This window comes from Achromobacter sp. Marseille-Q4962 (genome assembly GCF_943737005.1).
In the GTDB taxonomy this organism is placed as follows: domain Bacteria; phylum Pseudomonadota; class Gammaproteobacteria; order Burkholderiales; family Burkholderiaceae_B; genus Achromobacter.
In genome coordinates this window covers 95,941-122,235 of record NZ_CALSFU010000001.1, presented here as the reverse complement: position 1 = coordinate 122,235, position 26,295 = coordinate 95,941, and the positions used below count along the sequence as shown (strand labels likewise).

The window sequence follows — 26,295 nt, the reverse complement described above, 5'->3', positions numbered from 1 at the left end:
GCCCGCGCCGAAGTGCTAGAATCCCCGCTGTCACATCGGCGCCGATTTGCCTGATCCGCTTGCGGGCGCCGCCAATAAATCCAGCTAAAGAGGTCCGAATGACCACTCCTGCCCTGAATCTGGCCGGCGAACCGGCCCACGCCCTTGCTCCCGAACCCGGCTCCGTCGGCCTGGTTTCTCCCACCTTCCTCCGCTTTGACGAACCGCTGCCGCTGGCAAGCGGGCAATCGCTCGCGTCCTACGAACTCGCGGTCGAAACCTATGGCACGCTGAACGCCGAGCGCAGCAACGCCGTGCTGATCTGCCACGCGCTCAACGCCTCGCATCACGTGGCGGGCCGGGCGGCAGGCAACCCGGCCGACGTGGGCTGGTGGGACAACATGGTGGGCCCGGGCAAGCCGGTGGACACCAACGTCTACTTCGTGATCGGCGTCAACAACCTCGGATCGTGCTTCGGCTCCACCGGCCCGGCGTCGATCAATCCGGAAACCGGCAAGCCCTGGGGCGCGGCCTTTCCGGTGCTGACGGTCGAAGACTGGGTGCGCGCGCAGGCCCGCGTGGCCGACCACTTCGGCATCGAGCGCTTTGCCGCCGTCATGGGCGGCTCGCTGGGCGGCATGCAGGCATTGAGCTGGGCCATCACGCTGCCGCGGCGGGTGGCGCATTGCGTGGTGATCGCCAGCACGCCGCGCCTGTCGGCGCAGAACATCGGCTTTAACGAGGTGGCGCGGCGTGCCATCATCACCGACCCGGATTTCCACGGCGGCGACTATTACGCGCACGGCGCGGTGCCGCGCCGCGGCCTGTCGGTGGCGCGCATGATCGGCCACATCACGTACCTGTCCGACGACGACATGGCCGAGAAGTTCGGGCGCGCGCAGCGCGCGCCCGCCGAGAACGGCGCGTACCGCTACGGCTATGACGTGGAGTTCGAGGTCGAGTCGTACCTGCGCTACCAGGGCGAGAAGTTCACCCGCTACTTCGACGCCAACACCTATCTGCTCATCACCCGCGCGCTGGACTACTTCGATCCGGCGCGCAACACCGGCGGCGACCTGGCGCGCGCGCTGGCGCCGGCGCAGGCCGATTTCCTGCTGGTGTCGTTTTCCACGGACTGGCGCTTTCCGCCCGAGCGTTCGCGCGAGATCGTCCGCGCCCTGCTCAAGAACGCCCGGCCCGTCACCTACGCAGAAATCGACGCGCCGCACGGCCACGACGCCTTCCTGCTGGACGACGCGCGCTACCACGCGGTGGTGCGCGGCTATTACGAGCGCATCGCCCGCGAGCTGGGGCTCGCCGGCGCGGCCCTGACCGGAGAAAGCCCCGCATGACTTCCGCAACTCTGAGCCCCGCCGCCGGCGCGCTGCGGCCCGACCTGGCCCGCATCGCCGGCTGGATAGAGCCGGGCAGCCGCGTGCTGGACCTGGGCTGCGGCGACGGCGCCCTGCTCGCGCATCTGCGCGACCATCGCCAGGTGCGCGGCGCGGGCGTGGAACTGGACGACGACTGCGTCATCGCCTGCGTGCGGCGCGGCGTCGAAGTCATCCAGCAGAACCTGGAAGACGGGCTGGCGCTCTTCGACGACGCGCAGTTCGACACGGTGGTGCTGTCGCAGACGCTGCAGTCCATGCACCGCACCGAGCACATCCTGCGCGAGATGGCGCGGGTGGCGCGCTACGGCGTGGTGTCGTTTCCCAACTTCGGCTACTGGCCGCACGGCTGGTCCATCCTGCGCGGACGCATGCCCGTCACCGGGCAGATGCCCTACCAGTGGTACAACACGCCGAACATCCACCTGTGCACGCTGCGCGACTTCGAGCGGCTGGCCGCCGACCTGGGTCTGCGCATCCTGGAGCGCGCCACCTTCAACGAGGGGCGCGAGGTGCGCGTGCTCCCGGGCTGGCGCAGCACGCTGGCCGTGTACCGCTTCGCGTCCTGAAGGCGGGCCGGGCCCGGCCCGGCCGCTGCCCTACAATGCCCCAAGCCCGCCGCCCCCGGCCGGGCCACGCATCGGGAGACCGCCATTTCCGCAGTACTGAACGTCTATACGAGTCCGCGCGTCGCGCCCCTGCTGGTGCTGGGTTTCGCCAGCGGGCTGCCGCTGGCCCTGTCGGGCAGCACCTTGCAGGCCTGGGCCACCGTGGAGGGCGTGCCGCTGCAGGAAATCGGTTTCCTCACCCTGGTCGGTTCGGCCTATACCCTCAAGTTCCTCTGGGCGCCCCTGGTGGACCGCTACGTGCCGCCGGTGCTGGGACGCCGGCGCGGCTGGATGCTGGTGACGCAGGCGCTGCTGGCGTTGACCATCATGGTGATGGGGCTGCTGTCGCCGTCGGAGGCGCTCAAGCCGCTGGCCCTGCTGGGGCTGCTGGTGGCCTTCCTGTCGGCCACGCAGGACATCGCCTTCGATGCATACTGCACCGACGTCCTGCACAAGGAAGAGCGCGGCGCCGGGGCGGCGGTCAAGGTGTTGGGCTACCGGCTGGCGATGATCGTCTCCGGGGGGCTGGCCTTCATCCTGGCCGACAGCGGCCTGCATTGGGGCGAGCACGTGCTCGTGCCGCCGCTGGGCTGGGGCCGCACCTACGTGTTGATGGGCGTGTTCATGCTGCTGTGCGCGCTGGCGACGCTGGCCGCGCCGGAGCCCGACCACGTGGCGCTGGCGCCACGCCGCCTGCGCGAAGCGGTGGTGGAGCCGCTGTCGGAGTTCTTCAGCCGGCGCGGCGCGCTGGCGGTGCTGCTGCTCATCGTGCTGTACAAACTGGGCGACGCTTTCGCGGGCGCGCTGTCCACCACCTTCCTGCTGCGCGGCGCCGGCTATACGCCGACCGAGGTGGGGGCGGTGAACAAGGTCATGGGCATCGCGGCCACCATTGTGGGCGCGCTGGCCGGGGGCGCCGTCATGGCGCGCTGGAGCCTGTACCGTTCGCTGATGTGCTTCGGGGTGCTGCAGGGCGTGTCGAACCTGGCGTACTGGCTGATCGCCGTCAGCCCCCGCAACCTGTGGCTGATGGCCGCCGGCGTGGGGCTGGAGAACCTCTGCGGCGGCCTGGGCACGGCCGCCTTCGTGGGCCTGCTGATGGCGCTGTGCCGGCAGCGTTTCTCGGCCACGCAGTTCGCGCTGCTGTCGGGGCTATCGGCCGTGGGCCGCACGTACCTGGCCGGGCCGCTCACGCCGCCGCTGGTGCAGGAGCTGGGCTGGCCCGGTTTCTTCCTGGTGACGGTGGCGATCGCCGTGCCCGGCCTGCTGCTGCTGCACGCCTTGCGCGGGCGCATCGAAGCCATGGTGCGCGAGGGCGAGGACTGAGCCCCGCCCCGTGCGTGGCGCGGTCCGCCGCGGCTACTCTTCGGTGGTGAGCCGCACGATCAGCACGTCGCTGGGCAGCGATTCGAGCAGGCGCTCGGCCACGCTGCCGATCGCCGTGCGCAGGATGCCCGTGCGGCCGTGCGTGCCCGTCACCACCAGGTCGGAGCGGTGGGTGAACGAATACTCCGAGAGCACGGTTTCGGGCTGGCCGCATTCGAGCACCACCTTGGGCGCCGGCTTGCCGGACAGCTCGGGCGTGGCGGCGAGGAACGCGTGCGACTCCTGCTCGGCCGCCTTGTGGAAGCTGCGCACCACGGCTTCTTCCGGGGCGCGCTTGCCGTGGAACGGCACGTCGTAGGCATGGAACAGGGTCAGGTCGGCGTTGGGCACCAGGTCCAGCGCCGCGCGCAGGGCCTCGCGCGAGCCTTCCGAGAAGTCGGTGGCGACCAGCACGTCGCGGTACGGCTTGCGCGGCCGCGTCTTGACGATGAGCACCGGCTGGCTCGCCTTGCGCACCAGTTTCTCGACCGTGGTGCCCAGCAGCAGGCGGCCCAGCGTTTCGTCGCGCGCGATGCCGGTCACGATGAGCGAACAGCCGTAGCTGTCGGCGGTGGCCATGATCTGCGCGAGCGGATCGCCGGACACCACCACCACTTCGGTGCGCACCTTGGCGCCGGCCAGGTCTTCGGCCAGCTCGCGCTCGGCCAGGGCCTTGTGGTCAGGAGACAGGCGGCGCCAGACAGGCGTGGTGAGGCGGGCGGTCTGCCCTTGCGCTTCCATGACGTGCAGCACGATCAGGGGGCGATCCAGTTCTTGCGCCAGTTGCAGCGCCCGGTCCAGGGCGCGGTCGCCGCGCGAGCTGAGATCCGTGGCCAGCAGAATGGGGCCAGGTTGCTTAGACATGCTTTTCTCCCGTATTGAGGACCGGTTCGCGGCTCCCGCAATCCACGGACCGGCATTGCCGCCCTTGCGGGCACATGCCCATTGTCGCGCCGCGGTGCGCGTCCGGGCTTGACTGATATCAATGCATTTCCGAGCGTAAGGGATGCGGCCAAAGCAGGCAACGTCCGCTTGCGCGAAGTCTGCCGCCGCTTCAATACAATGGCGTTTGCGCAGAATCCGTCCCGGCCATGTTTTTCTCCACCATCTCCCCGCTATTGCTGCACAGCCTGTACCTGGTCGCGATCGTGGCCGAAGCCATGACGGCCGCCCTGTCGGCGGGGCGCCGCGACATGGACTGGCTGGGCGTGTGCGCCATTGCCTGCGTTACCGCCCTGGGGGGCGGTTCCGTGCGCGACGTGCTGCTGGGCCACTACCCGCTCACCTGGATCGTGCACCCCGAATATCTCTGGATGACGGCCGGGGCGGCCCTGCTCACGGCGCTCATCGCGCCGGTCATGCGGCGCCTGCGCAGCGTGTTCCTGCTGGCCGACGCGCTGGGCCTGGTGGCGTTCACCGTCATCGGCTGCCAGGTGGCCCAGCAGATGCAGCTTTCCGTCACGGTGGTGCTCATCAGCGGCATGATTACGGGCTGCGCGGGCGGCGTGCTGCGTGACGTGCTCTGCAACGAGGTGCCGCTGCTGTTCCGCAAGGAACTGTACGCCAGCGTCTCCGCCGCCACGGGCGCGCTGTATCTCGGGGGCCAGGCGCTGGGCCTGTCGGCCAACGCAGCGGTGCCGCTGGCGCTGGCCGCCGGCCTGGCGTTCCGCCTGCTGGCGCTGCGGTTCAACTGGCAGATGCCCAAGTTCGTTTATCGCGACGACTGGGATTGACGCCGCCCACCGCGCGGCAACCCGCCGATGAAACATTTTTATCATTCATGTTTCAATAGTTTTCTAGTATCGTCACGTTGTCGCAACACGCATCGCAGTACAAGGGGAGCCGATTGGACCTCAAAGCGCCCGCCACGATTCCACCCGCCACGATTCCGTATTTCCTCCAGGAACAGATTCGTGACCTGATCGTGGATGGCACCATCCGGCCCGGGCAGCCGCTGCGGGAACAAGAGCTCGAACAACGCTTCGGTACCAGCCGCAGCCCGATCCGCGAAGCCTTGCGCTTGCTGGAGCTCAGCGGCCTGGTCACCCATGTGCAGCGCAAGGGCTTTCGCGTCACGCTGTATTCGGAAGTCCAGATCCGCCACTTGTACGAGCTGCGCGCCGAGCTGGAGGCCTATTGCCTGCGCCAGGTTGCCTCTCTGCCGGACCTGGGCCCGCTGCTGGACCAGCTACGCCGCCTGGATGCGGCGCGCGACGATGCCTTCGCCCGGCGGGACATACGCGCCTATCTGGCCGCGCTGCGCGATTTCTATCTCGTGGGCGCGCGCCACACCGGCAACGCGCCCCTGCGCGACGTGCTGGCCAAGCTCTACGAGCAGGTGGAGCCGCTGCGCTACATGCTGGCGCGGCGCATCTTCGAATCGGGCGTCAAGCCGGATCTCACCGAAGGCGTCGCCGATGCCCTGGAGCGCGGCGACTTCGACCACGCCGCGCAATTGGCGCGCGGCCACGTGCTGACCGCCTTGCCCGGCATTCTGGAAGCCTACCGCGATACCCTGGCGCAGGACGCGCAGGCGCAGCCGCGTCTGCCGCGCTGATCCGCGCCGGGGCTTATCCCGCTTTCGGCCGGCTCCCCTGGCCGGGCGTGCGCACTTCGATGCCCGCATCTTCGAGCGCGCGGCGGATGCCGCTGGCGAAGACCAGCGCGTTGGGCTGGTCGCCATGGATGCAGAGCGTGTCCGCCTGCACCGCCACGTCCTTGCCGCCCACCGAGCGCACCTTGCCCTCGCGCACCATGCGCACCACCTGGGCCACGGCCTGTTCCACGTCTTCGATCATGGCGTCCGGGCGCGTGCGCGGAGTGAGCGAGCCGTCGTCCTGGTAAGTGCGGTCGGCGAAGACTTCGCTGGCGGCCGTCAGGCCGAGCTTGCGCGCCGCGTCGATGAGACGGCTGCCTGCCAGACCGTACAGGATGAGCGTCGCATCCACGTCCTTGACCGCCTGGCAGATGGCCTCGGCCAGCGGCGCGTCCTTGGCGGCCATGTTGTAGAGCGCGCCGTGCGCCTTGACGTGATGCAGGCGGGCGCCCTGCGAGGCGGCCACGCCGGCCAGCGCGCCGATCTGGTAGACCACGATGTCGTAGGCTTCCTGGGGGCTGATCTGCATGACGCGGCGGCCGAATCCGGCCAGGTCCTGCAGGCTGGGATGGGCGCCCGGCGCCACGCCGTGCCCGAGCGCGGCGGCCAGGGTCTTGCGCATGGTGGCGGGGTCGCCGCCGTGAAAGCCACAGGCGATGTTGGCCGAGCTGACGTAGGCCAGCACTTCGGCGTCGTTGCCCATTTTCCAGGCGCCGTAGCTTTCGCCCATGTCGCAGTTCAGGTCGATACTTGCATTCATGAGGACTCTCCGTCGTTGAGCAGGGCGCGCAGGGGGGCCAGCGCCTCGTGCAATTGCGCGAAAGCGCGTTCCCGCGCGGCGTCCAGCCGTTGCGCCTCTTCGAGCGGAATGGGCTCGAAGCGCAGGGCGTGCCCTGGCGCGCATTGCGCGAGTAGGGGCAGGTCCACCGTGGCGATCTGCGCGATCTTGGGGTAGCCGCCGGTGGTCTGGCGGTCGGCCATGAGAATGATGGCCTCGCCGCCGGCCGGCACCTGTACCGTGCCGAAGCACGCGGCTTCCGACAGCATCTGGCGCGGCGCATCCATGGCGAGCGCCGGGCCGGTGAGCCGGTACCCCATGCGGTCGGACTGCGGGCTGATGCGGAACTCGGCTTCGGCGAAGGCGCGCCGCGACGCGGCGGAGAACTCGTTCCAGTGGCGGCCGGGCAGGAAGCGGATGCCTGCGCGCGTGCGGCCGCCCAGGGCCGACGGCAGGTAGACACGCAGGTTCCACAGGGCCTGGGCCAGCGCGTCCAGGTCGGCGCCGGCCGGCAGCGGCCTGGCCAGCGGCACCTGGTCGCCCTTGGCGAGCGCGCGTCCATGGAAGCCGCCGAAGCCGCTGCGCAGGTAGGTGGCCTGGCTGCCCATGACGGGCGGCAGGGCATAGCCGCCATGCACGGCCAGGTAGGCGCGCACGCCCAGCGCCGGCCGCGCGCCGAAGGCCAGCGTGTCGCCCGCGCGGGCGACCAGCGGGCGGTGGCGAGGGATGTCCTGCCCGTTGAGCGTGGCGCCCAGGTCGGCGCCGGCCAACGCGAAACAGGCGGGCGCGTCGAAGCGCAGCGTGGGGCCGGCCAGCGTGATTTCCAGCGTGGCGCAGTCTTGTGTGTTGCCCGCCAGCGCATTGGCCAGCCGGTGCGCGCGCTCGTCCATGGCGCCCGCGGCCGGAATGCCCTGATGCTGGCAGCCTTCGCGGCCGCGGTCCTGGAAGCTGGACAGCATGCCGGGCTTGAGCACCGTGAAGCCCGCGGGCGCATCTTCGCGGGGCGCGCCTTCGCGGGGCGCGCCGCGGTCTTCGCTCCTGGACTGGCGCGGGAGGCTCATGCGCGTTCTCCCCGCAGCCGTTCGAATTCTTCGGGGCCGATGGGCACGAAGCGCACCGAGTCGCCGGGCTGCAGGAGCGCCGCGGGCTCGCGGGCGGGATCGAACAGCGCGAGCGGCGTGGCGCCGATGAGGTTCCAGCCGCCCGGCAGCCGCGCCGGGTAGATGACGGTCTGGCGGTTGGCCACGGCCACCGCGCCGGCGGGCACGGCGGTGCGCGGCGACGCGCGGCGCGGAATGTTGAGCCTGTCGTCGTGCACGCCCAGGTAGGCGTGGCCGGGCGCGAAGCCCAGCATGAACACCATGGCGCGCGGGCCGCTGTGCAGCGCGATGATCTCGTCGGGCGTCAGGCCGGCGGCGCGGGCGACGTCGTCCAGGTCGGGGCCGTGTTCGCCGCCGTAGCAGACGGGGACGTCGATCTCGCGCCCGATCGCGTCCTCGGCCGCGATGCCGGCGCCGAGCAGGGCCTCGATGCGGTCCGCCAGCGCGCCGTAGGTGGGCGTGCCGCCGGCGTCGGGCCGGTAGTGCACGGCCACGGCCACGAAGGACGGCACCACGTCGGTCACGCCGGGCAGCCCGGCTTCGCGCAGCCGCCGCGCGGCGGCCAGGCACAGCCGGCCGGTGGCGGCATCGATTTCCGTACCGAAGTCGATGATGAGGCAGCGGTCACCCTGGGGGAGGATGCGCCAGCGGGTCCCGGCCGGTGAAAGAGAATCGGAATGGGCATTCAACGGCGCGAAACCTTCATAGAGGGGGTTACTTGGCGAACAGGGAATCCAGGTTCTTGAAGGCCTTGAACTCCAGCGCGTTGCCCGACGGATCCAGGAAGAACATGGTGGCCTGCTCGCCCACCTCGCCCTTGAAGCGGATGTAGGGCTTGATGACGAATTCGGTGCCGGCGTCGGTCAGGCGCTTGGCCATGGCTTCCCATTGTTCCATGGAGAGCACGGCGCCGAAATGGCGCACCGGCACATTGTGCGAATCGACGGCGCTGGTGGCCTTGTGGCCGCATTCGCCGGGCGACAGGTGCGCCACGATCTGGTGGCCGTAGAAATTGAAGTCCACCCATTCGGACGAGCTGCGCCCCTCCGGACAGCCCAGTTTTTCGCCATAGAAGGCGCGGGCTTCTTCCAGGTCGCGGACCGGGAAGGCGAGGTGGAACGGCGGGAGGGAGGTTTGGGCGGACATGCAAGGCTCCAGAAGGCAAAGATTAAATCAAAACGCGGATGCGGGCGGCAAGCCCGCGCTCCGCGTTCCGGAATAAAGGCAGACTTAGTGTAGAGATTGTTTTTTTGATTGAAAAACGATATTTTTTGAGACTAAGCAACAAAAAAATCGATTGTGATAAAGGAATTCAAAACCTTCATCGCCGTGGCGCGCGACGGCACGTTTACGGGCGCGGGGGCGCAGCTCGGCCTGACGCAGTCCGCCGTCAGCGCGCAGATCCGGCGGCTGGAGGAATACCTGGGTGTGGCGCTGTTCGACCGCGGCGCCCGCGCGGCCGTGCTCAACGCCCATGGCCGCGACATGCTGCCCCAGGCCGAAGAGCTGGTCGCCATGGCCGAGCGCATGGCGGCGGGGGCGGGGCAGGTGAGCGGTTCGCTGCGCATCGGCGCCATCGTGTCGGCGCAGCAGGATCTGATGGTGCGCGCGCTGGGCGGCTTGCGCGCCGCCTATCCGGATGTGCGGGTGCGCATCGTGCCGGGCGTGTCGCTGTCGCTGCTGGGCCAGGTGGACGCGGGCGAGGTGGACATGGCCGTGGTCATCCGGCCGCCCTTCGCGCTGCCGCCCGAACTGGGCTGGCTGCCGCTGCTGCGCGAGCCCATGGTGCTGGCCGCGCCGGCCGCCGCGCCGCAGGCTTCCTGGCGCGAGCTGCTGTCCACGCAGCCGTTCATCCGCTACGATCGCGCGTCTTTCGGCGGCCGCGCGGTCGACCGCTTCCTGAAAAAGCACCGCATCCACACGCACGAAGCGGTGGAGCTGGACGAGATCGAGGCCATCGCCGGTCTGGTGCGCCACGGCCTGGGCGTGGCGCTGCTGCCGCACCTGCGCGGCCTGGACGAAACCGGGCTGCGCCTGCTGCCGCTGGGCGAGGCGGCTTTTTATCGGGAGATCGGCATCATCGGCCGCCTGCCTTTCGAACCGGGCAGCGTGCGCCAGAAAATGGCCGACTGCCTGGCCGAGGCGGCCGCCGAGCCCTGAAAGCGGGCCGGCGGCCCGGGCCTCAGACGCGGTCGCAGCGCACGGTGATGGGGTGGTTGCGCAGCGTGCTCATCACCACGTCGTCCACCTGGCCCTCGACATCGGTGATGACATAGCCGATCTGCCCCTTGGTCTGCAGGCTCTGGCTGACGATGTTCAGCCCGTGCTGCGCCATGAGGTTGTCCAGCGTGCCCAGCGCGCCGGGCGCGTTGCGGTGCACGTGCAGGATGCGCGCGCCGCCGGCGGGCTCCAGGTAGGGCAGCTCGGGGAAGTTCACCGCGCCCTTGGTGGTGCCGGCCTGCAGGAAGCGCACCAGCTTTTCGGCCACTTCGCGGCCGATGTTCTCTTGCGATTCCTGCGTGCTGCCGCCGATGTGCGGCGTGAGAATGACGTTGGGCAGGCCGATGAGCGGGCTGGCCAGCGGCTCGCCCGCGCCCTTGGGCTCCACCGGGAACACGTCCAGGGCCGCGCCGGCCAGGTGGCCGGACGTCAGGGCGGCATGCAGGGCGTCGATGTCCACCACCGTGCCGCGCGAGGCATTGATGAGGATGGCCCCGCGCCGCATGCGCGCGATGGTGTCCGCGTTCATGATGTTCTCGGTGGACTTGCCGCCCGGCACGTGCAGCGTGACCACGTCGGACTGCTCCAGCAGCTCGTTCAGCGTGGACACGGCGCGCGCGTTGCCCAGCGGCAGCTTGGCTTCGACGTCGTAGAACACCACGCGCATGCCCAGGCTTTCCGCCAGGGTGCTGATCTGCGAGCCGATGTTGCCGTAGCCCACGATGCCCAGCGTCTTGCCCCGCGTTTCGAAGGCGCCGGAGGCGGTCTTGTCCCAATGGCCCTGGTGCACGCGGGCGTTCTTCTCGGGAATCCGGCGCAGCAGCAGGATGGCCTCGCCCAGCACCAGCTCGGCCACCGAGCGCGTGTTGGAGAAGGGGGCGTTGAAAACCGGAACGCCCCGCTGCATGGCGGCGTCCAGGTCGACCTGGTTGGTGCCGATGCAGAAGCAGCCCACCACGCGCAGCTCGGGGTTGGCGGCGATGAGGTCGGCGTCCAGGTGGGTGCGAGAGCGGATCCCGGCCACGTGCGCGCCGCGCAGCGCGTCGCGCAACTGCTCGGGCGGCAGCGCGGACGCATGCGTGACGATGTCGGTGTAGCCGGCCGCTTCGAAGACGGCGCGGGCGCTGGGATGGATGTTCTCGAACAGGACGATTTTTGCCATGGCTGCCTGCAGGGGTGGAAAAACGGATGGAGAAAACGCGGACGGGCGAACGCGGGCGGAGAATGCGTTCTATTTATTGTGGCGCATTTCCGCCGCGCTGCAGCAAGTAGCCATTAAGCCGGCAGGGGCGAATGATTTCAACGGTAGGGCCGCCACACCGTGGCGCGGCCGGTCCTGTCCACCAGCAGCACGTCGTGCGGCGTCTTGCGGCCGCCGTATTCCGGGCCGTCCATGCCGGGCGAGCCCAGCGGCATGCCCGGCGCGGCCAGCCCGGCGGCGTCGGGGCGCTCGGCCAGGAGCCGCCGTACGTCGCGGGCGGGCACGTGGCCTTCGATGGCGTAGCCGTCCACGACGGCCGTGTGGCAGGAGCCGTAGCCGTCCATGCCGGCGTGGCGGCGCACCGCCGAGGTGTCGTTCACCTCGTGCGCCGCCACGTCGAAGCCGTTTTCCCGCATGTGGCGGATCCAGTCCTCGCAACAGCCGCAGGCCGGGGTTTTCCAGACCTGCACGGACACCGGAGGCTGGGCGGGCGCCAGGGCGGGCAGGGCCGGGAGGACGGCCAGGGCGGTTGCCGCGGCGAGGCGGCGGACGAGGGTAGCGGACATCATGGCGGCGGTTCTCATGAAAGCAGGGGGAGGGGAAGCGTCAGAACCAGAAACGGACGCCGGCCAGGGCGCGCACCTGCGAGCGCCCCTCGCCCGCGTCCGCCGCGTAGCCGGCCGTGCGGCCGAACTTGCGCTCGAAGGACACGCCCACATAGGGCGCGAACTCGCGCGTGGCCTCATAGCGCAGCCGCAGCGACAGCGAGCCGGACGACAGGCCCGAGCCCACGCCGCGCGCCGGGTCGTTCTTGCCATACAGGCTGGCTTGCAGTTCGGGCGTGAAGACCAGGCGCTGCGTGAGCCGCAGGTCGTATTCGGCCTTCAGGCCCAGCGCGGTGCGGCCCGAGCCGCCGGCATAGGCCGTGGCTTGCAGGTCGATGCGGTACGGCAGCACGCCCCCCATGCCCAGCGCGGCCCAGTTGCGCCGCGGGCCGGCGCCGATGTCGCGCCGCGCCCCGAGCTGCAGATCCCAGAAGGGGGAGACGGCACGGCTCCAGTAAGCCTCCAGCCTGCCGTCGCCGCGGCCGCCTTGCCGCTCGCCCTCGCTCTTTATGAGCAGACGGTCGGTGGCGGTGCCGAACCAGAAGCGGCCGTCCCATTGCAGGGCGTCGCGGCCGTCGCGGTCGCCGGCCCAGCCGAACTTGTCCATCAGCAACTGCCAGGCGGGCGCGTTGTCCATCATGTGCGGATGGATGCCGTAGCTTGCATAGTCGCCCGTTCCCGCGCCGTCGCCGGAAGGCAGGCTGCCCACGGGAACGGCATCGGGGGCGGGCGAGTCCGGCGCGCCGCGCCGGGCGTGATCCATGCCGGCATGGCCCGGGGCGGCGGCGTCCCGGCCGGCGGGGTCCATGCCGCGAGGATTCCCGTGGCCCGCATGGCCCGCATGGTCCGCGTGATCCGCGGCGGCGTCCGGGGACGCTGGCCCGGACGCGCCGTGCGCCATCGACGCGTGGTCCATCGGCTGCGCCCAGGCGGGCGGGGCGGCCAGCGCGAGCGCCAGGGCCGCGATGATAGTCCGGTTCCGCATGGCTACTCCACCACGACCGCCCTGAACATGCCGGCCTCCATGTGATACAGCAAATGGCAGTGATAGGCCCATTTGCCCCGGGTGTCGGCGCTGACGCGATAGCTCAGGCGCTGCGCCGGGTTGAGCGAGATCGTGTGTTTGCGCACCTGGAACGCGCCGTCGGGCGACTCCAGGTCGCTCCACAGGCCGTGCAGGTGAATGGGGTGGGTCATCATGGTGTCGTTGACCAGCACGAAGCGCACCCGCTCGCCCAGGCGCAGCACGATGGGCCTGGCGTCCGAGAACTTCACGCCATTGAAAGACCACATATAGCGTTCCATGTTGCCTGTGAGATGCAGTTCGATCTCGCGCGTGGGCGGCCGGTTGTCGGCGGGCTCGCGCAGCGAGCGCAGGTCGGCGTAGGTCAGCACGCGCCTGCCGTTGTTGCGCAGTCCCACGCCCGGGTCGTCCAGCCGGGTGGAAACCGCATCGGGCAGCATGGCGTTGCCCACGCCGCGCTCGGCCGGATAGGGGTGCGCCTGCGGGACCATGCCGTCCGCCGCGCCGCCATGGTCCTGCATGGCATGGCCTTGCGCGGCATGGCCCGGCATGGCGTGGTCCGCCATGCCGGGCATGTCCTGCGCCGCCGCCTGGCCGCGCGGCATGCCATGGGCCGCGCCGTGCGCCATGCCCATGTCGCGCATGCCGAGCAGCCGCACGGGGTCCAGGGGCGGCACTTCGGCCTGCATGCCGGGCCGGGGCGCCAGCGTGGCGCGCGCGTAGCCGGAGCGGTCCATGGCCTGCGCATAGATCGTGTAGGCGCGGTCTTCGGCGGGCTCGACGATGACGTCGTACGTTTCGGCCACGGCGATGCGGAACTCGTCCACTTCCACGGGGCGCACGTCCTGGCCGTCGGCCGCCACCACCGTCATCTTCAGTCCGGGGATGCGCAGGTCGAAATACGTCATGGCCGAGCCGTTGACGAAGCGCAGCCGCACTTTCTCGCCCGGCCGGAAGAGCCCCGTCCAGTTGCCTGCGGGCGTGACGCCGTTGGCCAGGAAGGTGTAGGTGGCGCCCGAGACGTCCGCCAGGTCGGCCGGGCTCATGCGCATGCGTTCCCACATCAGGCGCTCCGAGAGCGCCGCGCCCCAGCCTTCGGCGCGCGCGGCGCGCACCAGGGTTTCCACGCTGGGCTGCAGGCGGTTGTAGTAGTCGGGCATCGCCATCAGCTTGCGGAAGACGCGCATCGGATCTTCATCGGTCCAGTCGGACAGCAGCACCGTGTATTCGCGGTCGCTGGCCGCGGCCTCGCCGCCGCGCGGTTCGATCACGATGGGGCCGTACAGCCCGGTCTGCTCCTGGAAGCCGGAATGGCTGTGATACCAGTAGGTGCCGCTCTGGCGCACCGGAAAGCGGTAGGTGAAGGTCGCGCCCGGCGCGATGCCCTCGAAGCTCATGCCGGGCACGCCGTCCATGTCCGAGGGCAGCAATATGCCGTGCCAATGGATGGAGGTCTGCTCGCGCAGGCGGTTGGAGACGTGCAGCGTCACCGTGTCCCCCTCGCGCCAGCGCAGCAGCGGCGCGGGCAGCCGGCCGTTGACCGTGGTGGCCATGCGGGACGCGCCCGTGAAATTCACGGGCGTCTCGCCGATCTCCAGGTGGAATTCGGTGCCGCGCAGTTCGTCGGCGGGCGGATGCGCATGCGCCATGGCGGCGCGCCAGCCGCCCATCGCGGCCAGCGCGCCGCCGGCGGCCAGCCCCTGGACGAAGCGGCGGCGGGCGGCGCGGGGCGGAGTGCCTGTCACTGTCTTCCTTGTTGCGGGAGTTGCGGTGATGGCACTGTAGAGAAGCCGGGATGACCCCAGGCTGTCGGCCGGATTACTTTTCTGTAATGTTGGCGCGGTCCGGCCCGCGCAGCGTGATGCCGACCACCGTGCCCGCGGCGTCGGACCGGGCATCGGCGCCGCCGCCGTGCATGAGCGCGATGGCGCGCACGATGGCCAGGCCCAGCCCGTGCCCCTCGCCGCGCGCGGCATGGGGCGCCCCGGCCCGGAAGAAGCGGTCGAAGATGCGCGGCAGGTCGGCTGGCGCGATGGGCGGGCCGGGATTGCGCACTTCGGCGCGCGCGCCGGCCGGCGTCTGCCGGCAGGCCAGCACGATCTCGCCGCCGCGCGGCGTGGCCTGGATGGCGTTGGAAACCAGGTTGGCGAGCGCGCGGCGCAGCAGCCCGGGGTTGGCGGCCGCCACGGCATCGCCCTCGCAGCGCAGCCGCAGCCCGCGCTCTTCCAGCGCGGCTTCGTAGAACTCGGCCACGCGGCGCGCCTCGGCGGCCAGCGATACCGGCGCCAGTTCGGCGGCCCGCTCGCCGCGATCGGCGCGCGCCAGGAACAGCATGTCGTTGACCAGGGTCTTCAGGTCTTCCAGCACTTCCAGGTTGGATTCCAGCGCATCGCGCAGCTCGGCCGCCTCGCGCGGCGAAGACAGCATGACCTGGGTGCCGTTGATGAGGGTGGCCAGCGGCGTGCGCAGCTCATGGGCCACGTCGGCATTGAAGCCTTCCATCTGCTGGTAGGCCGCCTGCAGGCGTTCCAGCGTGCGGTTGAACGAACGCACCAGATCGTGCAGTTCGCGGTCGGTGTCCTGCAGGGGCAGGCGCAGGGCCAGGTTGTCGGGCTGGATGCGCGCGGCCTGCTCGGACAGCCGCCGGGCGGGCGCCATGCTGCGGCGCACGGCCCAGGCCGCCAGCATCACCGTGGCGCCCACCCAGAGCGCGCAGATCAGCAGCAGCGCCGTGCCGTAGGCGTAGAGCAGCCGGGCGCCGGCATCGGTGCCGACCGCCACCGTGAGCTGGCCGCCCGGCGCCAGGCGCTCGTCCAGCGGCATGCGCAGGCCGCGCAGCCGCGCGCCGTCGGCGGCCTGCAGCACGACTTCCCGGCCGGGCAGCGCCTGCAGGATGCGAGGCGGCTCGCCGCCGTAGAGCAGGGCGCCGCGCCCGTCTTCGATCCAGATGCCCAGGTGGCCGTGGCCGGCGCGCATGCCATCCAGGGCCGCGGCCAGCTCGTCCAGTCCGCCCGCGCCGCCCTGCATGTCGATCAGGTGCTCCACGAGCTCGGACTTGCCGCTGGCCTCGGTAATCTCCTGCCGCGCCACTTCGCGCTTGAGCGCCCAGAACAGCGTGGCGCCGGCGACGCTGGAAACCAGCAGGGCGATCGCGCCCAGCAGCAGCGTCAGCCGGGCCTGCATCGAGCCCATGCGCGGCGGCTTCATGGGCCGCGCGATTCCAGCACGTAGCCCATGCCCCGCACGGTGTGCAGCAGCTTGGCGGGGAAGGGATCGTCGAGCTTGCCGCGCAGGCGGCGCACGGCCACGTCGATGACGTTGGTGTCGCTGTCGAAATTCATGTCCCACACCTGTTCGGCCAGGGTGGTGCGCGACAGCACCTGGCCCTGGCGCCGCAGCAGCAGCGCGAGCAGGTTGAACTCCTTGGCCGTGAGGTCCAGCCGCTGGCCGCCCCGGGTGGCGCGCCGGCGGGCCAGGTCCAGCTCCAGATCGGCCAGGCGCAGCACCACCGGCTCCTGCGCGCGCCCGCGCCGCAGCAGCGCCTGCACGCGGGCCAGGAACTCGGAAAAAGCGAAGGGCTTGACCAGGTAGTCGTCGGCGCCGCCTTCCAGGCCGCGGACCCGGTCCTCGACCGCGTCGCGGGCGGTGAGCATGAGTATGGGCGTGTTCTTGCGGGCGCGCACCGAGGCCAGCACCTCGAAACCGTCCACCCCCGGCAGCATGACGTCCAGCACGATCAGGTCGTGGCTGCCTTCCAGCGCCAGGTGGCGGCCGTCGATGCCGTCGTGAGCCAGGTCCACGACGTGGCTCTGCTCCGACAGTCCCTTCTTGAGATAGCCGGCCAGCTTGGGTTCGTCTTCGATGACCAGGATGCGCATGGGCGGAAATGTACCACCCGGGCGGCCGGCGCGGCCGCTTCAGCCGGCGTCGCCGGCGATGCGCTCGGGCGGGAACCGCAGCGTGAACACGCTGCCCTTGCCGGGCTCGCTGCTGATGAGCAGCTCGGCATCGTGCCGCATGGCGATGTGCTTGGTGATGGCCAGGCCCAGGCCCGTGCCGCCCACGGCGCGCGAGCGGCCGCGGTCCACGCGGTAGAAGCGCTCCGTCAGCCGGGGCAGGTGCCGGGCGGCAATGCCGATGCCGGTGTCCCGCACGCTGTAGCGCGCGCCGCCGTCCTCGTCGCGCTCCCAGCGCACGGTGATCTCGCCGCCCTCGGGCGTATAGCGCACCGCATTGGTGAGCAGGTTGGAGATGGCCGAGGCCAATTCCGTTTCGGTGCCCACCACGTCCAGCGATTCGTCGATGTGCCAGCGCAGCGTGTGCCGTCCGCCGGACAGGGCCTCGATCTGCTGGCGGGCCTTTTCGAGCAGGGCGCGCATGTCCACGGGCCGCTGGTCGCCGCCGGGCGACGATTCCAGCGTGGACAGCGTCAGCAGGTCTTCGACGATGGCCTGCATGCGCTGCGCCTGCTCGTGCATCATGGCCAGGTATTGCGCGCGCTGCTCGGCCGGCAGCGCCTCGTCGGGCATTTCGCGCAGCGTCTCGAGAAAGCCCGCCAGCACGGTGAGCGGCGTGCGCAGCTCGTGCGAGACGTTGGCCACGAAATCGCGGCGCGTGGTTTCCAGCCGCTCGATCTGCGTCACGTCGCGCGTGATGAGCAGGCGCTGATTGCTGGCGTAGGCCGTGAGCTGCATCATCATGAGCCGCTCCTGGCCGTTCTGCCCCAGGCGCACGAGAATGGGCTCGGGCCACGAGCCCCGGTGCGCGTACTCCACGAACTCGGGGGCGCGCAGCAGGTTGAGCAGGTTGTGCCCGCGGTCGGCGGGCAGGCGCAGGCCCAGGTGCTGGCGCGCCATGCGGTTGCACCAGTCGATCTGGAAATCCTCGTTCATGGTGACGGCGCCGTCGGGCAGGGCCTGGGCGGCCGCCAGCATGCCCTGCATGGCGCGCTGGGTGTCGGCCAGCTCGCGGGCGCGGGCGCGCGTGTAACGGTAGAGCGGCGCCAGGATGTCGTCCCAGGGGCCGACCGAGGCCGGGGGCGCGGTATCGGGGTGGCGCGCCCAGTACGACACTTTCTGCAGCCGCCAGCTGCGCCAGAACAGCATGGCGACCAGCGCCGAAGCGAAGACGATCCAGCCGGCTGGCTCTCCGATGAGCCAATGCGCGGCGAGCGCGGCCAGCGCCCACAGGGCGACCAGGAAAAGCGTGCGCAGCCAGATCATCGAAAGCGGCGTGTCAGCGCGTCGGGAGCTGGGCCGTGAAACGGTAGCCGCTGCCGCGCACGGTTTCCACGTGCGCGTCGTGGCCGGTGGGTTCGAGGGCCTTGCGCAGGCGGCGGATGTGCACGTCCACCGTGCGTTCCTCCACGAAGACGTGGTCGCCCCAGACCTGATCGAGCAGTTGCGACCGCGAGAAGACCCGCTCGGGGTGGGTCATGAAGAAATGCAGCAGCCGGAATTCGGTGGGGCCGATCTGCAGGGCCTGGCTGTTGCCCGAAAGCCGGTGCGTGACCGGGTCCAGCTTCAGGCCGCCCACGTCGATCACGTCGTCGGTGAGCTGGGGCGCGCGGCGGCGCAGCACGGCCTTGATGCGGGCCATCAGCTCCTTGGGCGAGAAGGGCTTGGTGATGTAGTCGTCGGCGCCGGCCTCCAGGCCGTCGACCTTGTCCTGCTCGGAGCCCTTGGCCGTGAGCATGATGACCGGCACCGCGCGCGTGCGCTCATCGTTGCGCAGCTTGCGCGCCAGCGCCAGGCCCGAGGTGCCGGGCAGCATCCAGTCGAGCAGGATCAGGTCGGGCAGTTCGGCGCGGATGAGCGTCTGGGCCTGGTCGGCGTCGAAAGCGCGCAGCACTTTGTGCCCGGCAAACGACAGGTTGACCGCGATGAGTTCCTGGATGGCGGGTTCGTCTTCGACGACGAGTATGGTGCTGGACATGGCGGAAATTGAAACATCTCGAAGCGCCGGCGCGGCGCGAACGTTGCGATAGTATGGCCGCAATATTTCAGGTATGTGACCGCCGCCCGGGCGTTTTGCGCGCCGGTTCGCGCCCGATAGGCTACCATTTCACGATATATCGGGAACACACCATGCAAAACCCCTCCGAACCGCAACAATCGGCGGATGCCGCCGGCTCCACGCATTTCGGCTTCCAGACCGTCCCTGAAAGCGAAAAGGCCCGCAAGGTGGCGGAAGTCTTCCATTCGGTGGCCCAGCGCTACGACATCATGAACGACTTCATGTCGGCGGGCCTGCACCGGGTATGGAAGGCCTTCACCATCGGCCGGGCCGCCGTGCGTCCGGGCATGAAGGTGCTGGACATCGCCGGCGGCACGGGCGACCTCGCGCGCGCCTTCGCCAAGCGGGCCGGCCCCACCGGGGAAGTCTGGCTCACCGACATCAACGATTCCATGCTCCGGGTGGGGCGCGACCGCCTCACCGACGACGGCCTGCTGTTGCCGGTGGCCGTCTGCGACGCCGAGCGCCTGCCATTTCCCACGGGCTATTTCGACCGCGTCAGCGTGGCCTTCGGCCTGCGCAACATGACGCACAAAGACCGCGCCCTGGCCGAGATGACCCGGGTGCTCAAGCCGGGCGGCAAGCTGCTGGTGCTGGAATTCTCGCGCATCGCCAAGCCGCTCGCGCCCGCCTACGACTGGTATTCCTTCAACGTGCTGCCCTGGCTGGGCCGCAAGATCGCCAAGGACGAGGCCAGCTACCGCTACCTGGCCGAATCCATCCGCATGCACCCCGACCAGGAGACGCTGGCCGACATGCTGCGCACGGCGGGACTGGAGCGCGTCCAGTACTTCAACCTCACGGCCGGCATCGCCGCGCTGCACGAGGGCGTAAAGCTGAGCTGAACCCCGTTCGTCCACGGACAGGCCGCGCACCCGCAAGGGAACTTGTGGGGGGACGCCTTGTCCGTTATTCTTACGCCATTCAGATTTCTGTAAGAATACTTCGTCCCCCAAAAAGGCGGGCGCAAGCACGAGGGAGCCCCTATCTATGTCGAAGATCTGTTTTTCGCGGTTTCTGGCCGCGGCGCTCGTCGCCGTCGCCGGCACGGCAATGGTGACCGCATCCTTTGACGCCGAAGCCCGGCGCATGGGCGGCGGCGCCAGCGTGGGCCGCCAGTCCACCAACATCACCCAGCAGCGCCAGGCGGTTACGCCGCCGGCCGCGCGTCCCAACGCCGCGAATTCCGCCGCGGCGCCGGCCGCCGGCGCCGCCACGGCGGGCGCGGCGACCGCGGGCGCCGCCGCCAAGAGCGGCGCGTCGCGCTGGCTCGACCCCATCGCCGGCATCGCCGCCGGCCTGGGCATCGCCGCGCTGCTTTCGCACCTGGGCCTGTCGGGCGCCTTTGCCGAATTCCTGTCTTCCGCGCTGCTGATCGCGCTGGTCGTCTTCGCCATCATGTTCATCGTGCGCCGCCTGCGCGGCGCCGGCCCGCGGCCTGCCGCCCAGGGCGCGTACGGCCAGGGCGCCGGCCAGCAGGGCCAGCAGTCCCTGTGGCGCGAAAGCCTGAAACCGGCTGCCCCGGCTGCGCCGGCGGCGGTCCCGGCGGCCTCTGTCGCGGCCGCCGCCCCGGCCGCGGCGCTGCCCAAGGCCGGCGAGGACGGCAACTGGTTCATTCCCGGCGACTTCGACACCGTCGGCTTCCTGAAGCAGGCCAAGGAGCAGTTCGTCCGCATCCAGGCCGTCTGGGACAGCGGCGACACGGACCGCCTGCGCGAATTCCTCACCGACGATCTCATCGCCGAACTCATGCCCCAGCTGGCCGAGCGCGGCAGCGCCGCCAACAAGACCGAAGTGGTGCTGCTCAACGCGGAGCTGCTGGGTATCGAAACCGTGTCCGACGGCCATCTCGCCAGCGTGCGCTTCTCCGGCATGCTGCGCGAAACCCCGGGCGCCGAGGCCTTCCGCTTCGAAGAAGTCTGGAACCTGTTCAAGCCGTCCAACGGCGGCTGGCTGCTGGCCGGCATCCAGCAGATTCCGGTCGAATACGCGAGCTGACGCGGCGCCCCGCGCCGGCGGGCCCGCCCGCCGGCCGGTTTGCCGAACCCATGAACCGGCCCGCAAGGGCCGGTTTTCGCATGCCCGGTCGAAAACGCCGGCGACCCGGTACACTCCCGGTTTAGTCATCAACTCCGTCCGGCGGACCCGTCTTCGGGTGTCCCTGCGTATCATGCTGCCTTTTTCGTTTCTGCCCACTCCCTCGCGGCTGGCCGTCAATGCGCTCAACGCCCTGTTGCGGCGCGAAGCCTGGGCGCGCGAGCGCCTGGTCCGGCACGCCGGCAAGACGGTGCGGTTCGCGCTGGGCGGGTTCACGCTGGGGCTGACCATCGACAGCGAAGGGCTGGCCGACCTGGCCGACGCGGCGGTGGTGCCCGACGTGACGCTGACGGTTTCGCCCGGGAAGCTGCCGGTGCCAGGCCTGCCGGCGGCGGGCGGCCATGCGCCCGATTTCGCCGACGCCACCCATATCTCGGGCGACGCCGCGCTGGCCCAGGTGGTGGCCGACCTGGCCAGGCAGTTGCGCTGGGATCCCGAAGACGCGCTGGCGCGCGTGGTGGGCGACATCGCCGCCGTGCGACTGGTGAGCGGCGCGCGGGCGGCGGTCGGCGGCATGCGCACGGCGGGCGAGCGCCTGGCGGGCAATGTGGGCGAATACCTGGCCGAGGAGAGCGGCGTGCTGCTGGGCCGTCCGGCCCTGGAGCAATGGCGCCTGGACCTCGCCGAGCTGAACGCGCGCGCCGACGCGCTGGCGCGGGCGGCGGCTTCCCTGGAATCCCGGCTGGCCCCGGCCGGCGCGAAGCGGGGCGGCTGATCCATGTTTCCCTTGTTCCGTCTGCTTCGCATCACCCTGGTGTCGCTGCGCTACGGCCTGGACGAGCTGGTGCTTTCCAGTCTGAACCATCCCCTGGCCACGCTGCTGCTGCGGGTCATCCGCCTGGGCACGCGCCCGCGCCAGCCGCGCGGGTTGCGCCTGCGGCGGGCGCTGGAGTCGCTCGGTCCGATTTTCGTGAAGTTCGGCCAGGTGCTTTCCACCCGGCGCGATCTCATCCCCGCCGACATCGCCGACGAGCTGGCGCTGCTGCAGGACCGCGTGCCGCCGTTCCCCTCGGCGCAGGCGGCCGCCTGCATCGAAGCCGCGCTGGGCGCGCCGCCCGACAAGCTCTTTGCCCAGTTCGACGTGGACCCCGTGGCCTCGGCCTCCATCGCCCAGGTGCATTTCGCCGTGCTGCGCGACGGCCGCGAGGTGGCCGTCAAGGTGCTGCGCCCCGGCATGCTGGACATCATCGAAAAAGACCTGTCGCTGCTGAAGATCGTGGCGCGCGTCATCGAGCGCCTGGGCCCGGACGGGCGCCGCCTGAAGCCGCGCGAGGTGGTGGCCGAATTCGACAAATACCTGCACGACGAGCTGGACCTGGTGCGCGAGGCTTCCAACTGCAGCCAGCTGCGCCGCAATTTCGGCCCGGAATCCGGGCGCGGCGACATGCTCATCGTGCCGGAGGTGATCTGGGAATACACCGCTTCCACCGTATTCACCATGCAGCGCATGTACGGCGTGCCCGTGGGCCAGGTGGAACGCATGCGCGCCGCGGGCATCGACATCCCCAGGCTGGCCCGCACGGGGGTGGAAATCTTCTTCACCCAGGTGTTCACCGACGGCTTCTTCCATGCCGACATGCACCCGGGCAACATCTACGTTTCCGACCGCCCCGATACCCTGGGCAGCTACATCGCGCTGGATTTCGGCATCGTGGGCTCGCTCTCGGAGTTCGACAAGAACTACCTGGCGCAGAACTTCCTGGCGTTCTTCCACCGCGATTACCGGCGCGTGGCCCAATTGCACATCGAATCGGGCTGGGTGCCGCCGGACACGCGCGAAGAAGAACTGGAAGGCGCGGTGCGCGCCGTGTGCGAGCCGTACTTCGACCGTCCGCTGTCCGAGATATCGCTGGGCCAGGTGCTGCTGCGGCTCTTCCAGACGTCGCGCCGCTTCAACGTGGAAATCCAGCCGCAGCTCGTGCTGCTGCAGAAAACCCTGCTCAACGTGGAGGGGCTGGGCCGCCAGCTCGACCCCAACCTCGACCTCTGGAAAACCGCCAAGCCCTACCTGGAGCGCTGGATGCGCCAGCGGGTGGGCATTCAGGGCCTGCGCCAGAGCCTCGAGAAAGAGGCGTCGCAGTGGTCGCAGACGCTGCCCGCGCTGCCCCGCCTGGTCCACGACTACCTGGGCCGGCCCAATGTGTCGCCGGCCATGCTGGCGGAGCTGACGCAGCTGCGCCGCGCGCAGGAGCAGAACAACCGGCTGGTCGCCGCCCTGGTGGGCGTCGTGGCCCTGGGCATCGCGGTCGCCCTTTGGGCGCTGACACGGTAGGCGGTTTCATGTTCTAGCGCCATCGTCACGTTTCGGTCACGAAACCGTCATCAGATATACGCCAACGGCGGAAAGAATGTTCCTGCGCCGCGCCTGCGGCCTGGGGCCGGACCAGCGAGGGCCGGCGCCCCGGGGGGCATGCGGGTTCCCCGGGCGCCGTCCACCACGATCACCAACGCCCCGCGGGGGCGACACAAGGGCAGACCATGCTTTATCCCGAACTCTTCAAGACCATGGAAGCCGTGCGCTGGAACATGGCGCACGACATCCCCTGGGGGGATTTCGACCGCAGCAAGCTCTCGGACGAGCAGGCGCACACCATCAAGATGAACGCCATCACCGAGTGGGCGGCGCTGCCGGCCACCGAGATGTTCCTGCGCGACAACCGCGGCGACAGCGACTTCTGCGCCTTCATGTCGGTGTGGTTCTTCGAGGAGCAGAAGCATTCGCTGGTGCTCATGGAATACCTGCGCCGCTTCCGCCCGGATCTGGCGCCCACCGAAGAGGAGCTGCACAAGGTGCGTTTCGAGTTCGACCCCGCGCCAGAGCTGGAGACGCTGATGCTGCACTTCTGCGGCGAGATCCGCCTCAACCACTGGTACCGCCGCGCGGCCGAATGGCATACCGAGCCGGTCATCAAGTCCATCTACCGCACCGTGGCCCAGGACGAGGCCCGCCACGCCGGCGCCTACCTGCAATACATGCGCCGCGCCCTGCACGACCGCGGCCAGCGCGTCAGCGAGCAGGCCCGGCTGGCGTTTTCCAAGATCGGCGTGCTCATGGCCTCGGCCTCGCGCACCCAGCAGGCCCTGCACCCCACCAATCTGCACGTGAACAAGGCCCTGTTTCCCAACGACACGGTGCAGTCCCGCCTGCCCGAGCCGGGCTGGCTGGAGCACTGGCTGGACCAGCAGATCCGCTTCGACGGCGTCTGGGAACAGAAGGTGGCCAGCCGCATCCTGCACGTGCTGTCCAAGCTCATGGACCGCAGCTTCGAGACGGTCAAGGACCTCAACCGCTACCGCAAGGAAATGACCGCGCTGGTCGCGCCGCGCGAGCGCGAGATCGCGCCGGCGGGCGCCTAGGGCCGCCCGCACGGGGCAGCTTCGGGCGCCGGCTGGCCCCGGCCGCCCCGGGAGGGCGGCGTCGTACAATTCGCCCATGACCGCCGCCCGCTTTGAATCCAAAGTCCTGTCCCGCGCCGAGTGCGTCGCCGCCATCGCCTCGGGCCGCTACCCGCGCCCGCTGGTGTTCACCAACGGCGTGTTCGACATCCTGCACCGGGGGCATGCCACCTACCTCGACCAGGCCGCCCAGCTGGGCGCCACGCTGGTCGTGGCCGTCAATACCGACGCGTCCGCGCGCCGCCTGGGCAAGGGGCCGGAGCGGCCGCTCAATCGCATGGAAGACCGCGCCGCCCTGCTGGCCGCGCTGGGTTGCGTCACCCTGGTGACGTCTTTCGACGAAGACACGCCCGAGGCGCTTATCGGCGAGCTGCGGCCCGATCTCATCGTCAAGGGCGGCGACTACGACATGGAAAAACTGCCCGAAACCGCGCTCGTGAAGTCGTGGGGCGGCAGGGCGGTGGCGATTCCTTTCGAATTCGAGCGCTCCACCACGGCGCTGGTGCGCAAGATACAGGCGGGGTAGAGCAGCCCGCTGCTCGCCGGTTCATGCATGGCGGGCAGGGCAGGCGCCGGCGTCTTTCAGCGCGGCTCGCGCAGCAGGCGGTTGATGGCTTCGAGGTCGCTTTCGGCCAGGATGCCGCTGGCCGCCTTCAGGCGCAGCCCCGAAAGCACGGTGCCGTAGCGGGCCAGGGCCAGGTCGCGCTGGGTGGCGTAGAGCTGCTGCTGGGCGTTGAGCACGTCCAGGTTGATGCGCACCCCCACCTCGTAGCCCGTGCGGTTGGCCTCCACGGCGGCGCGGCTGGATTTTTCGCCCGCCTCCAGGGCGCGGATGCGCGCCAGCCCGGTTATCACGCCGGTGTAGTATTCGCGCGCCGCCTGGATGGCCTGGCGCCGCGCCGTTTCGAAATCGTGCCGCGCCTTCTGTTCGAGCTGCACCTGTTCGGTGACCTGCGACGACACGCCGCCGCCCGAGTACAGGGGAATGGACAGCACCACGCCGATGGAGTTGTTGATGGGCTTGCCCGGCGCCGTGGCCGAGCTGTCCATGACCGCGTCGCTGGACGTGCCGCTGGCCGCCCGCAGCGCCAGCGTGGGGTAGTGCCCGCTGCGCGCGATTTCGATGCCGCGCGCGGCGATGCGGGTTTGCAGCTGGGCGCGCAGCACGTCCAGGTTGGAGGATTCGGCCTGCACGCTCCAGTCGTTCAGGCGGGCCGGCGTGGGCGCGGGCAGTTGCACGGCGGGCGGCAGCTCGGCCAGCGCGCCCGGCGCGGCGCCGATGATGCGGGCCAGTTCGTCGCGCCGCACCTCCACCTGGTTCTGCAGGCGCAGCTCCTCGGCCTCGACCAGCTCGTAGCGGGCCTGCGCTTCGTAGGTGTCGGTGACGGTGGCGTTGCCCAGCTCGAAATTGCGCTTGGCCGCCTCGAGCTGGCCGGCCACGGCGGCCTTCTCGGCCTCGGTGGCCGCCAGCGCGTCCTGGGCGGAAAGCACGTTGAAGTAGGCTTCGGCCACGCGCAGCAGCAGCGACTGGTAGGCTTGCTGCAACTGTACTTCGGTGTCGGCCGTGACGAGCCTGGACTGTTCGTAGTTCTGCCAGCGCGCCCAGTCGAACAGGGGCTGGGTGAGAACCAGGTCCCAGGTGCCGCGGCCGCGGTCGTAGGCCACGCCGAAGCCGCGCGAGCTGCGCGTTTCGTTGTAGCCGCCGGTGATCTCGGCGCCCACGGCGGGCAGCAGGCCGGCGCGGGCCTGGGGCTCTTTTTCGAGCCCGGCCCGGTAGCTGGCGCGGGCTGCCGCATAGATCGGGTCGCGGCTCAGGGCCGCCTGCCAGACCTGCATGAGGTCTTGCGCGGCGGATGCGGGCGCGACGGCGCCGGCGGCGATGGCAAAACCCAGTAAAGCCGCTAGCTGCCGGACGCGCAT

General features: G+C 70.1%; 26 protein-coding genes and 1 riboswitch. Of the genes, 12 read left to right on the top strand and 14 right to left on the bottom strand.

Annotated features, from left to right (window positions below; genetic code table 11):
- Positions 1 to 28 precede the first annotated feature (28 nt).
- A riboswitch (SAM riboswitch) is annotated at positions 29 to 109 on the top strand.
- The 3 genes from metX to NGJ44_RS00525 all read left to right on the top strand — a co-directional run bounded on the left by metX (position 99) and on the right by NGJ44_RS00525 (position 3,304).
- On the top strand, positions 99 to 1,331 hold the full coding sequence (gene metX, locus NGJ44_RS00535; RefSeq protein WP_053245769.1) for a homoserine O-succinyltransferase MetX: 1,233 nt from the start codon (positions 99 to 101) through the stop codon (positions 1,329 to 1,331). (Overlaps the previous riboswitch by 11 nt.)
- Positions 1,328 to 1,939 (top strand): methionine biosynthesis protein MetW, encoded by a 612-nt coding sequence (gene metW, locus NGJ44_RS00530; RefSeq protein ID WP_251862788.1) that lies wholly within the window; start codon positions 1,328 to 1,330, stop codon positions 1,937 to 1,939. The genes metX and metW overlap by 4 nt, the downstream gene beginning before the upstream one ends.
- An 84-nt stretch (positions 1,940 to 2,023) precedes the next feature.
- Positions 2,024 to 3,304 (top strand): muropeptide transporter, encoded by a 1,281-nt coding sequence (locus tag NGJ44_RS00525; protein WP_286012344.1) that lies wholly within the window; start codon positions 2,024 to 2,026, stop codon positions 3,302 to 3,304.
- 33 nt (positions 3,305 to 3,337) lie between these two features.
- On the opposite strand, the gene NGJ44_RS00520 is transcribed toward NGJ44_RS00525, so the two are convergent.
- On the bottom strand, positions 3,338 to 4,207 hold the full coding sequence (locus tag NGJ44_RS00520; RefSeq protein WP_053245770.1) for a universal stress protein: 870 nt from the start codon (positions 4,205 to 4,207) through the stop codon (positions 3,338 to 3,340).
- Positions 4,208 to 4,434: 227 nt separating this feature from the next.
- On the opposite strand from NGJ44_RS00520, the gene NGJ44_RS00515 reads away from it, so the two are divergent.
- Entirely contained in the window at positions 4,435 to 5,076 is a 642-nt protein-coding gene (locus tag NGJ44_RS00515) for a trimeric intracellular cation channel family protein (protein ID WP_053245771.1), read from the top strand.
- Positions 5,077 to 5,189: 113 nt separating this feature from the next.
- Positions 5,190 to 5,900, top strand: a complete 711-nt coding sequence (locus tag NGJ44_RS00510) for a GntR family transcriptional regulator (protein ID WP_053245772.1) — start codon at positions 5,190 to 5,192, stop codon at positions 5,898 to 5,900.
- A gap of 13 nt (positions 5,901 to 5,913) precedes the next feature.
- On the opposite strand, the gene NGJ44_RS00505 is transcribed toward NGJ44_RS00510, so the two are convergent.
- From NGJ44_RS00505 to NGJ44_RS00490, 4 genes are all read right to left on the bottom strand, one after another.
- Positions 5,914 to 6,699: a LamB/YcsF family protein gene (locus NGJ44_RS00505; protein ID WP_053245773.1), complete on the bottom strand. Its 786-nt coding sequence runs from the start codon at positions 6,697 to 6,699 to the stop codon at positions 5,914 to 5,916.
- Positions 6,696 to 7,676, bottom strand: coding sequence for a 5-oxoprolinase subunit C family protein (locus NGJ44_RS00500; RefSeq protein WP_251862916.1), 981 nt, complete (start codon positions 7,674 to 7,676; stop codon positions 6,696 to 6,698). Before NGJ44_RS00500 ends, NGJ44_RS00505 begins: the two co-directional genes overlap by 4 nt.
- Before the next feature lie 98 nt (positions 7,677 to 7,774).
- Positions 7,775 to 8,506, bottom strand: coding sequence for a 5-oxoprolinase subunit PxpB (pxpB, locus tag NGJ44_RS00495; RefSeq protein WP_251862787.1), 732 nt, complete (start codon positions 8,504 to 8,506; stop codon positions 7,775 to 7,777).
- A 25-nt stretch (positions 8,507 to 8,531) separates the two neighbouring features.
- Positions 8,532 to 8,963 (bottom strand): VOC family protein, encoded by a 432-nt coding sequence (locus NGJ44_RS00490; protein WP_053246266.1) that lies wholly within the window; start codon positions 8,961 to 8,963, stop codon positions 8,532 to 8,534.
- Positions 8,964 to 9,116: 153 nt separating this feature from the next.
- Here NGJ44_RS00490 and NGJ44_RS00485 point away from each other — a divergent pair, with 153 nt between their 5' ends.
- Positions 9,117 to 9,977: a LysR family transcriptional regulator gene (locus NGJ44_RS00485; protein WP_251862786.1), complete on the top strand. Its 861-nt coding sequence runs from the start codon at positions 9,117 to 9,119 to the stop codon at positions 9,975 to 9,977.
- 22 nt (positions 9,978 to 9,999) lie between these two features.
- Here NGJ44_RS00485 and serA read toward each other — a convergent pair whose 3' ends face one another.
- The 8 genes from serA to phoB all read right to left on the bottom strand — a co-directional run bounded on the left by serA (position 10,000) and on the right by phoB (position 18,801).
- The gene (gene serA, locus NGJ44_RS00480; protein WP_053246268.1) at positions 10,000 to 11,199 is read right to left on the bottom strand and encodes a phosphoglycerate dehydrogenase; all 1,200 of its coding nucleotides are present in this window, start codon (positions 11,197 to 11,199) and stop codon (positions 10,000 to 10,002) included.
- Between the two features lie 137 nt (positions 11,200 to 11,336).
- Positions 11,337 to 11,807 carry a DUF411 domain-containing protein gene (locus NGJ44_RS00475; RefSeq protein WP_502802092.1) on the bottom strand — a complete coding sequence of 157 codons (471 nt, stop codon included), beginning with the start codon at positions 11,805 to 11,807 and terminating at the stop codon, positions 11,337 to 11,339.
- A gap of 37 nt (positions 11,808 to 11,844) precedes the next feature.
- The gene (locus NGJ44_RS00470) at positions 11,845 to 12,828 is read right to left on the bottom strand and encodes a copper resistance protein B (protein WP_251862785.1); all 984 of its coding nucleotides are present in this window, start codon (positions 12,826 to 12,828) and stop codon (positions 11,845 to 11,847) included.
- 2 nt (positions 12,829 to 12,830) lie between these two features.
- Positions 12,831 to 14,612, bottom strand: coding sequence for a copper resistance system multicopper oxidase (locus tag NGJ44_RS00465; RefSeq protein ID WP_251862784.1), 1,782 nt, complete (start codon positions 14,610 to 14,612; stop codon positions 12,831 to 12,833).
- Positions 14,613 to 14,685: 73 nt separating this feature from the next.
- Entirely contained in the window at positions 14,686 to 16,074 is a 1,389-nt protein-coding gene (locus tag NGJ44_RS00460) for a heavy metal sensor histidine kinase (protein ID WP_251862783.1), read from the bottom strand.
- Positions 16,071 to 16,745 carry a heavy metal response regulator transcription factor gene (locus tag NGJ44_RS00455; protein WP_053246746.1) on the bottom strand — a complete coding sequence of 225 codons (675 nt, stop codon included), beginning with the start codon at positions 16,743 to 16,745 and terminating at the stop codon, positions 16,071 to 16,073. The genes NGJ44_RS00460 and NGJ44_RS00455 overlap by 4 nt, the downstream gene beginning before the upstream one ends.
- A gap of 39 nt (positions 16,746 to 16,784) precedes the next feature.
- Positions 16,785 to 18,089 (bottom strand): phosphate regulon sensor histidine kinase PhoR, encoded by a 1,305-nt coding sequence (gene phoR / locus NGJ44_RS00450; RefSeq protein ID WP_053246745.1) that lies wholly within the window; start codon positions 18,087 to 18,089, stop codon positions 16,785 to 16,787.
- A gap of 13 nt (positions 18,090 to 18,102) precedes the next feature.
- Complete coding sequence (gene phoB, locus NGJ44_RS00445) at positions 18,103 to 18,801, bottom strand: phosphate regulon transcriptional regulator PhoB (protein ID WP_053246744.1); 699 nt, start codon at positions 18,799 to 18,801, stop codon at positions 18,103 to 18,105.
- Between the two features lie 152 nt (positions 18,802 to 18,953).
- Here phoB and ubiE point away from each other — a divergent pair, with 152 nt between their 5' ends.
- The 6 genes from ubiE to NGJ44_RS00415 all read left to right on the top strand — a co-directional run bounded on the left by ubiE (position 18,954) and on the right by NGJ44_RS00415 (position 24,901).
- Positions 18,954 to 19,727, top strand: coding sequence for a bifunctional demethylmenaquinone methyltransferase/2-methoxy-6-polyprenyl-1,4-benzoquinol methylase UbiE (gene ubiE, locus NGJ44_RS00440; RefSeq protein WP_251862782.1), 774 nt, complete (start codon positions 18,954 to 18,956; stop codon positions 19,725 to 19,727).
- A 145-nt stretch (positions 19,728 to 19,872) separates the two neighbouring features.
- Positions 19,873 to 20,880: a Tim44 domain-containing protein gene (locus NGJ44_RS00435; protein WP_251862781.1), complete on the top strand. Its 1,008-nt coding sequence runs from the start codon at positions 19,873 to 19,875 to the stop codon at positions 20,878 to 20,880.
- A 172-nt stretch (positions 20,881 to 21,052) separates the two neighbouring features.
- A complete protein-coding gene (locus NGJ44_RS00430) occupies positions 21,053 to 21,694 on the top strand; it encodes a ubiquinone biosynthesis accessory factor UbiJ (RefSeq protein ID WP_053246580.1) in 642 nt (213 codons plus the stop codon).
- A gap of 3 nt (positions 21,695 to 21,697) precedes the next feature.
- Complete coding sequence (gene ubiB, locus NGJ44_RS00425; protein ID WP_053246581.1) at positions 21,698 to 23,251, top strand: ubiquinone biosynthesis regulatory protein kinase UbiB; 1,554 nt, start codon at positions 21,698 to 21,700, stop codon at positions 23,249 to 23,251.
- Positions 23,252 to 23,457: 206 nt separating this feature from the next.
- Positions 23,458 to 24,336, top strand: a complete 879-nt coding sequence (locus NGJ44_RS00420; RefSeq protein WP_053246582.1) for a ferritin family protein — start codon at positions 23,458 to 23,460, stop codon at positions 24,334 to 24,336.
- Positions 24,337 to 24,412: 76 nt separating this feature from the next.
- Positions 24,413 to 24,901, top strand: coding sequence for an adenylyltransferase/cytidyltransferase family protein (locus NGJ44_RS00415; RefSeq protein WP_053246583.1), 489 nt, complete (start codon positions 24,413 to 24,415; stop codon positions 24,899 to 24,901).
- A gap of 56 nt (positions 24,902 to 24,957) precedes the next feature.
- On the opposite strand, the gene NGJ44_RS00410 is transcribed toward NGJ44_RS00415, so the two are convergent.
- Positions 24,958 to 26,295 carry a TolC family outer membrane protein gene (locus NGJ44_RS00410; RefSeq protein ID WP_251862780.1) on the bottom strand — a complete coding sequence of 446 codons (1,338 nt, stop codon included), beginning with the start codon at positions 26,293 to 26,295 and terminating at the stop codon, positions 24,958 to 24,960.

Excerpts from the sequence above, each read along its gene's own strand:
- metX (WP_053245769.1), top strand. The coding sequence starts at position 99 with ATGACCACTCCTGCCCTGAATCTGGCCGGCGAACCGGCCCACGCCCTT.
- metW (WP_251862788.1), top strand. The coding sequence starts at position 1,328 with ATGACTTCCGCAACTCTGAGCCCCGCCGCCGGCGCGCTGCGGCCCGAC.
- NGJ44_RS00520 (WP_053245770.1), bottom strand. The coding sequence starts at position 4,207 with ATGTCTAAGCAACCTGGCCCCATTCTGCTGGCCACGGATCTCAGCTCG.
- NGJ44_RS00515 (WP_053245771.1), top strand. The coding sequence starts at position 4,435 with ATGTTTTTCTCCACCATCTCCCCGCTATTGCTGCACAGCCTGTACCTG.
- NGJ44_RS00505 (WP_053245773.1), bottom strand. The coding sequence starts at position 6,699 with ATGAATGCAAGTATCGACCTGAACTGCGACATGGGCGAAAGCTACGGC.
- NGJ44_RS00500 (WP_251862916.1), bottom strand. The coding sequence starts at position 7,676 with ATGCTGTCCAGCTTCCAGGACCGCGGCCGCGAAGGCTGCCAGCATCAG.
- NGJ44_RS00490 (WP_053246266.1), bottom strand. The coding sequence starts at position 8,963 with ATGTCCGCCCAAACCTCCCTCCCGCCGTTCCACCTCGCCTTCCCGGTC.
- serA (WP_053246268.1), bottom strand. The coding sequence starts at position 11,199 with ATGGCAAAAATCGTCCTGTTCGAGAACATCCATCCCAGCGCCCGCGCC.
- NGJ44_RS00475 (WP_502802092.1), bottom strand. The coding sequence starts at position 11,807 with ATGATGTCCGCTACCCTCGTCCGCCGCCTCGCCGCGGCAACCGCCCTG.
- NGJ44_RS00470 (WP_251862785.1), bottom strand. The coding sequence starts at position 12,828 with ATGCGGAACCGGACTATCATCGCGGCCCTGGCGCTCGCGCTGGCCGCC.
- NGJ44_RS00460 (WP_251862783.1), bottom strand. The coding sequence starts at position 16,074 with ATGAAGCCGCCGCGCATGGGCTCGATGCAGGCCCGGCTGACGCTGCTG.
- NGJ44_RS00455 (WP_053246746.1), bottom strand. The coding sequence starts at position 16,745 with ATGCGCATCCTGGTCATCGAAGACGAACCCAAGCTGGCCGGCTATCTC.
- phoR (WP_053246745.1), bottom strand. The coding sequence starts at position 18,089 with ATGATCTGGCTGCGCACGCTTTTCCTGGTCGCCCTGTGGGCGCTGGCC.
- phoB (WP_053246744.1), bottom strand. The coding sequence starts at position 18,801 with ATGTCCAGCACCATACTCGTCGTCGAAGACGAACCCGCCATCCAGGAA.
- ubiE (WP_251862782.1), top strand. The coding sequence starts at position 18,954 with ATGCAAAACCCCTCCGAACCGCAACAATCGGCGGATGCCGCCGGCTCC.
- NGJ44_RS00435 (WP_251862781.1), top strand. The coding sequence starts at position 19,873 with ATGTCGAAGATCTGTTTTTCGCGGTTTCTGGCCGCGGCGCTCGTCGCC.
- NGJ44_RS00430 (WP_053246580.1), top strand. The coding sequence starts at position 21,053 with ATGCTGCCTTTTTCGTTTCTGCCCACTCCCTCGCGGCTGGCCGTCAAT.
- ubiB (WP_053246581.1), top strand. The coding sequence starts at position 21,698 with ATGTTTCCCTTGTTCCGTCTGCTTCGCATCACCCTGGTGTCGCTGCGC.
- NGJ44_RS00420 (WP_053246582.1), top strand. The coding sequence starts at position 23,458 with ATGCTTTATCCCGAACTCTTCAAGACCATGGAAGCCGTGCGCTGGAAC.
- NGJ44_RS00415 (WP_053246583.1), top strand. The coding sequence starts at position 24,413 with ATGACCGCCGCCCGCTTTGAATCCAAAGTCCTGTCCCGCGCCGAGTGC.
- NGJ44_RS00410 (WP_251862780.1), bottom strand. The coding sequence starts at position 26,295 with ATGCGCGTCCGGCAGCTAGCGGCTTTACTGGGTTTTGCCATCGCCGCC.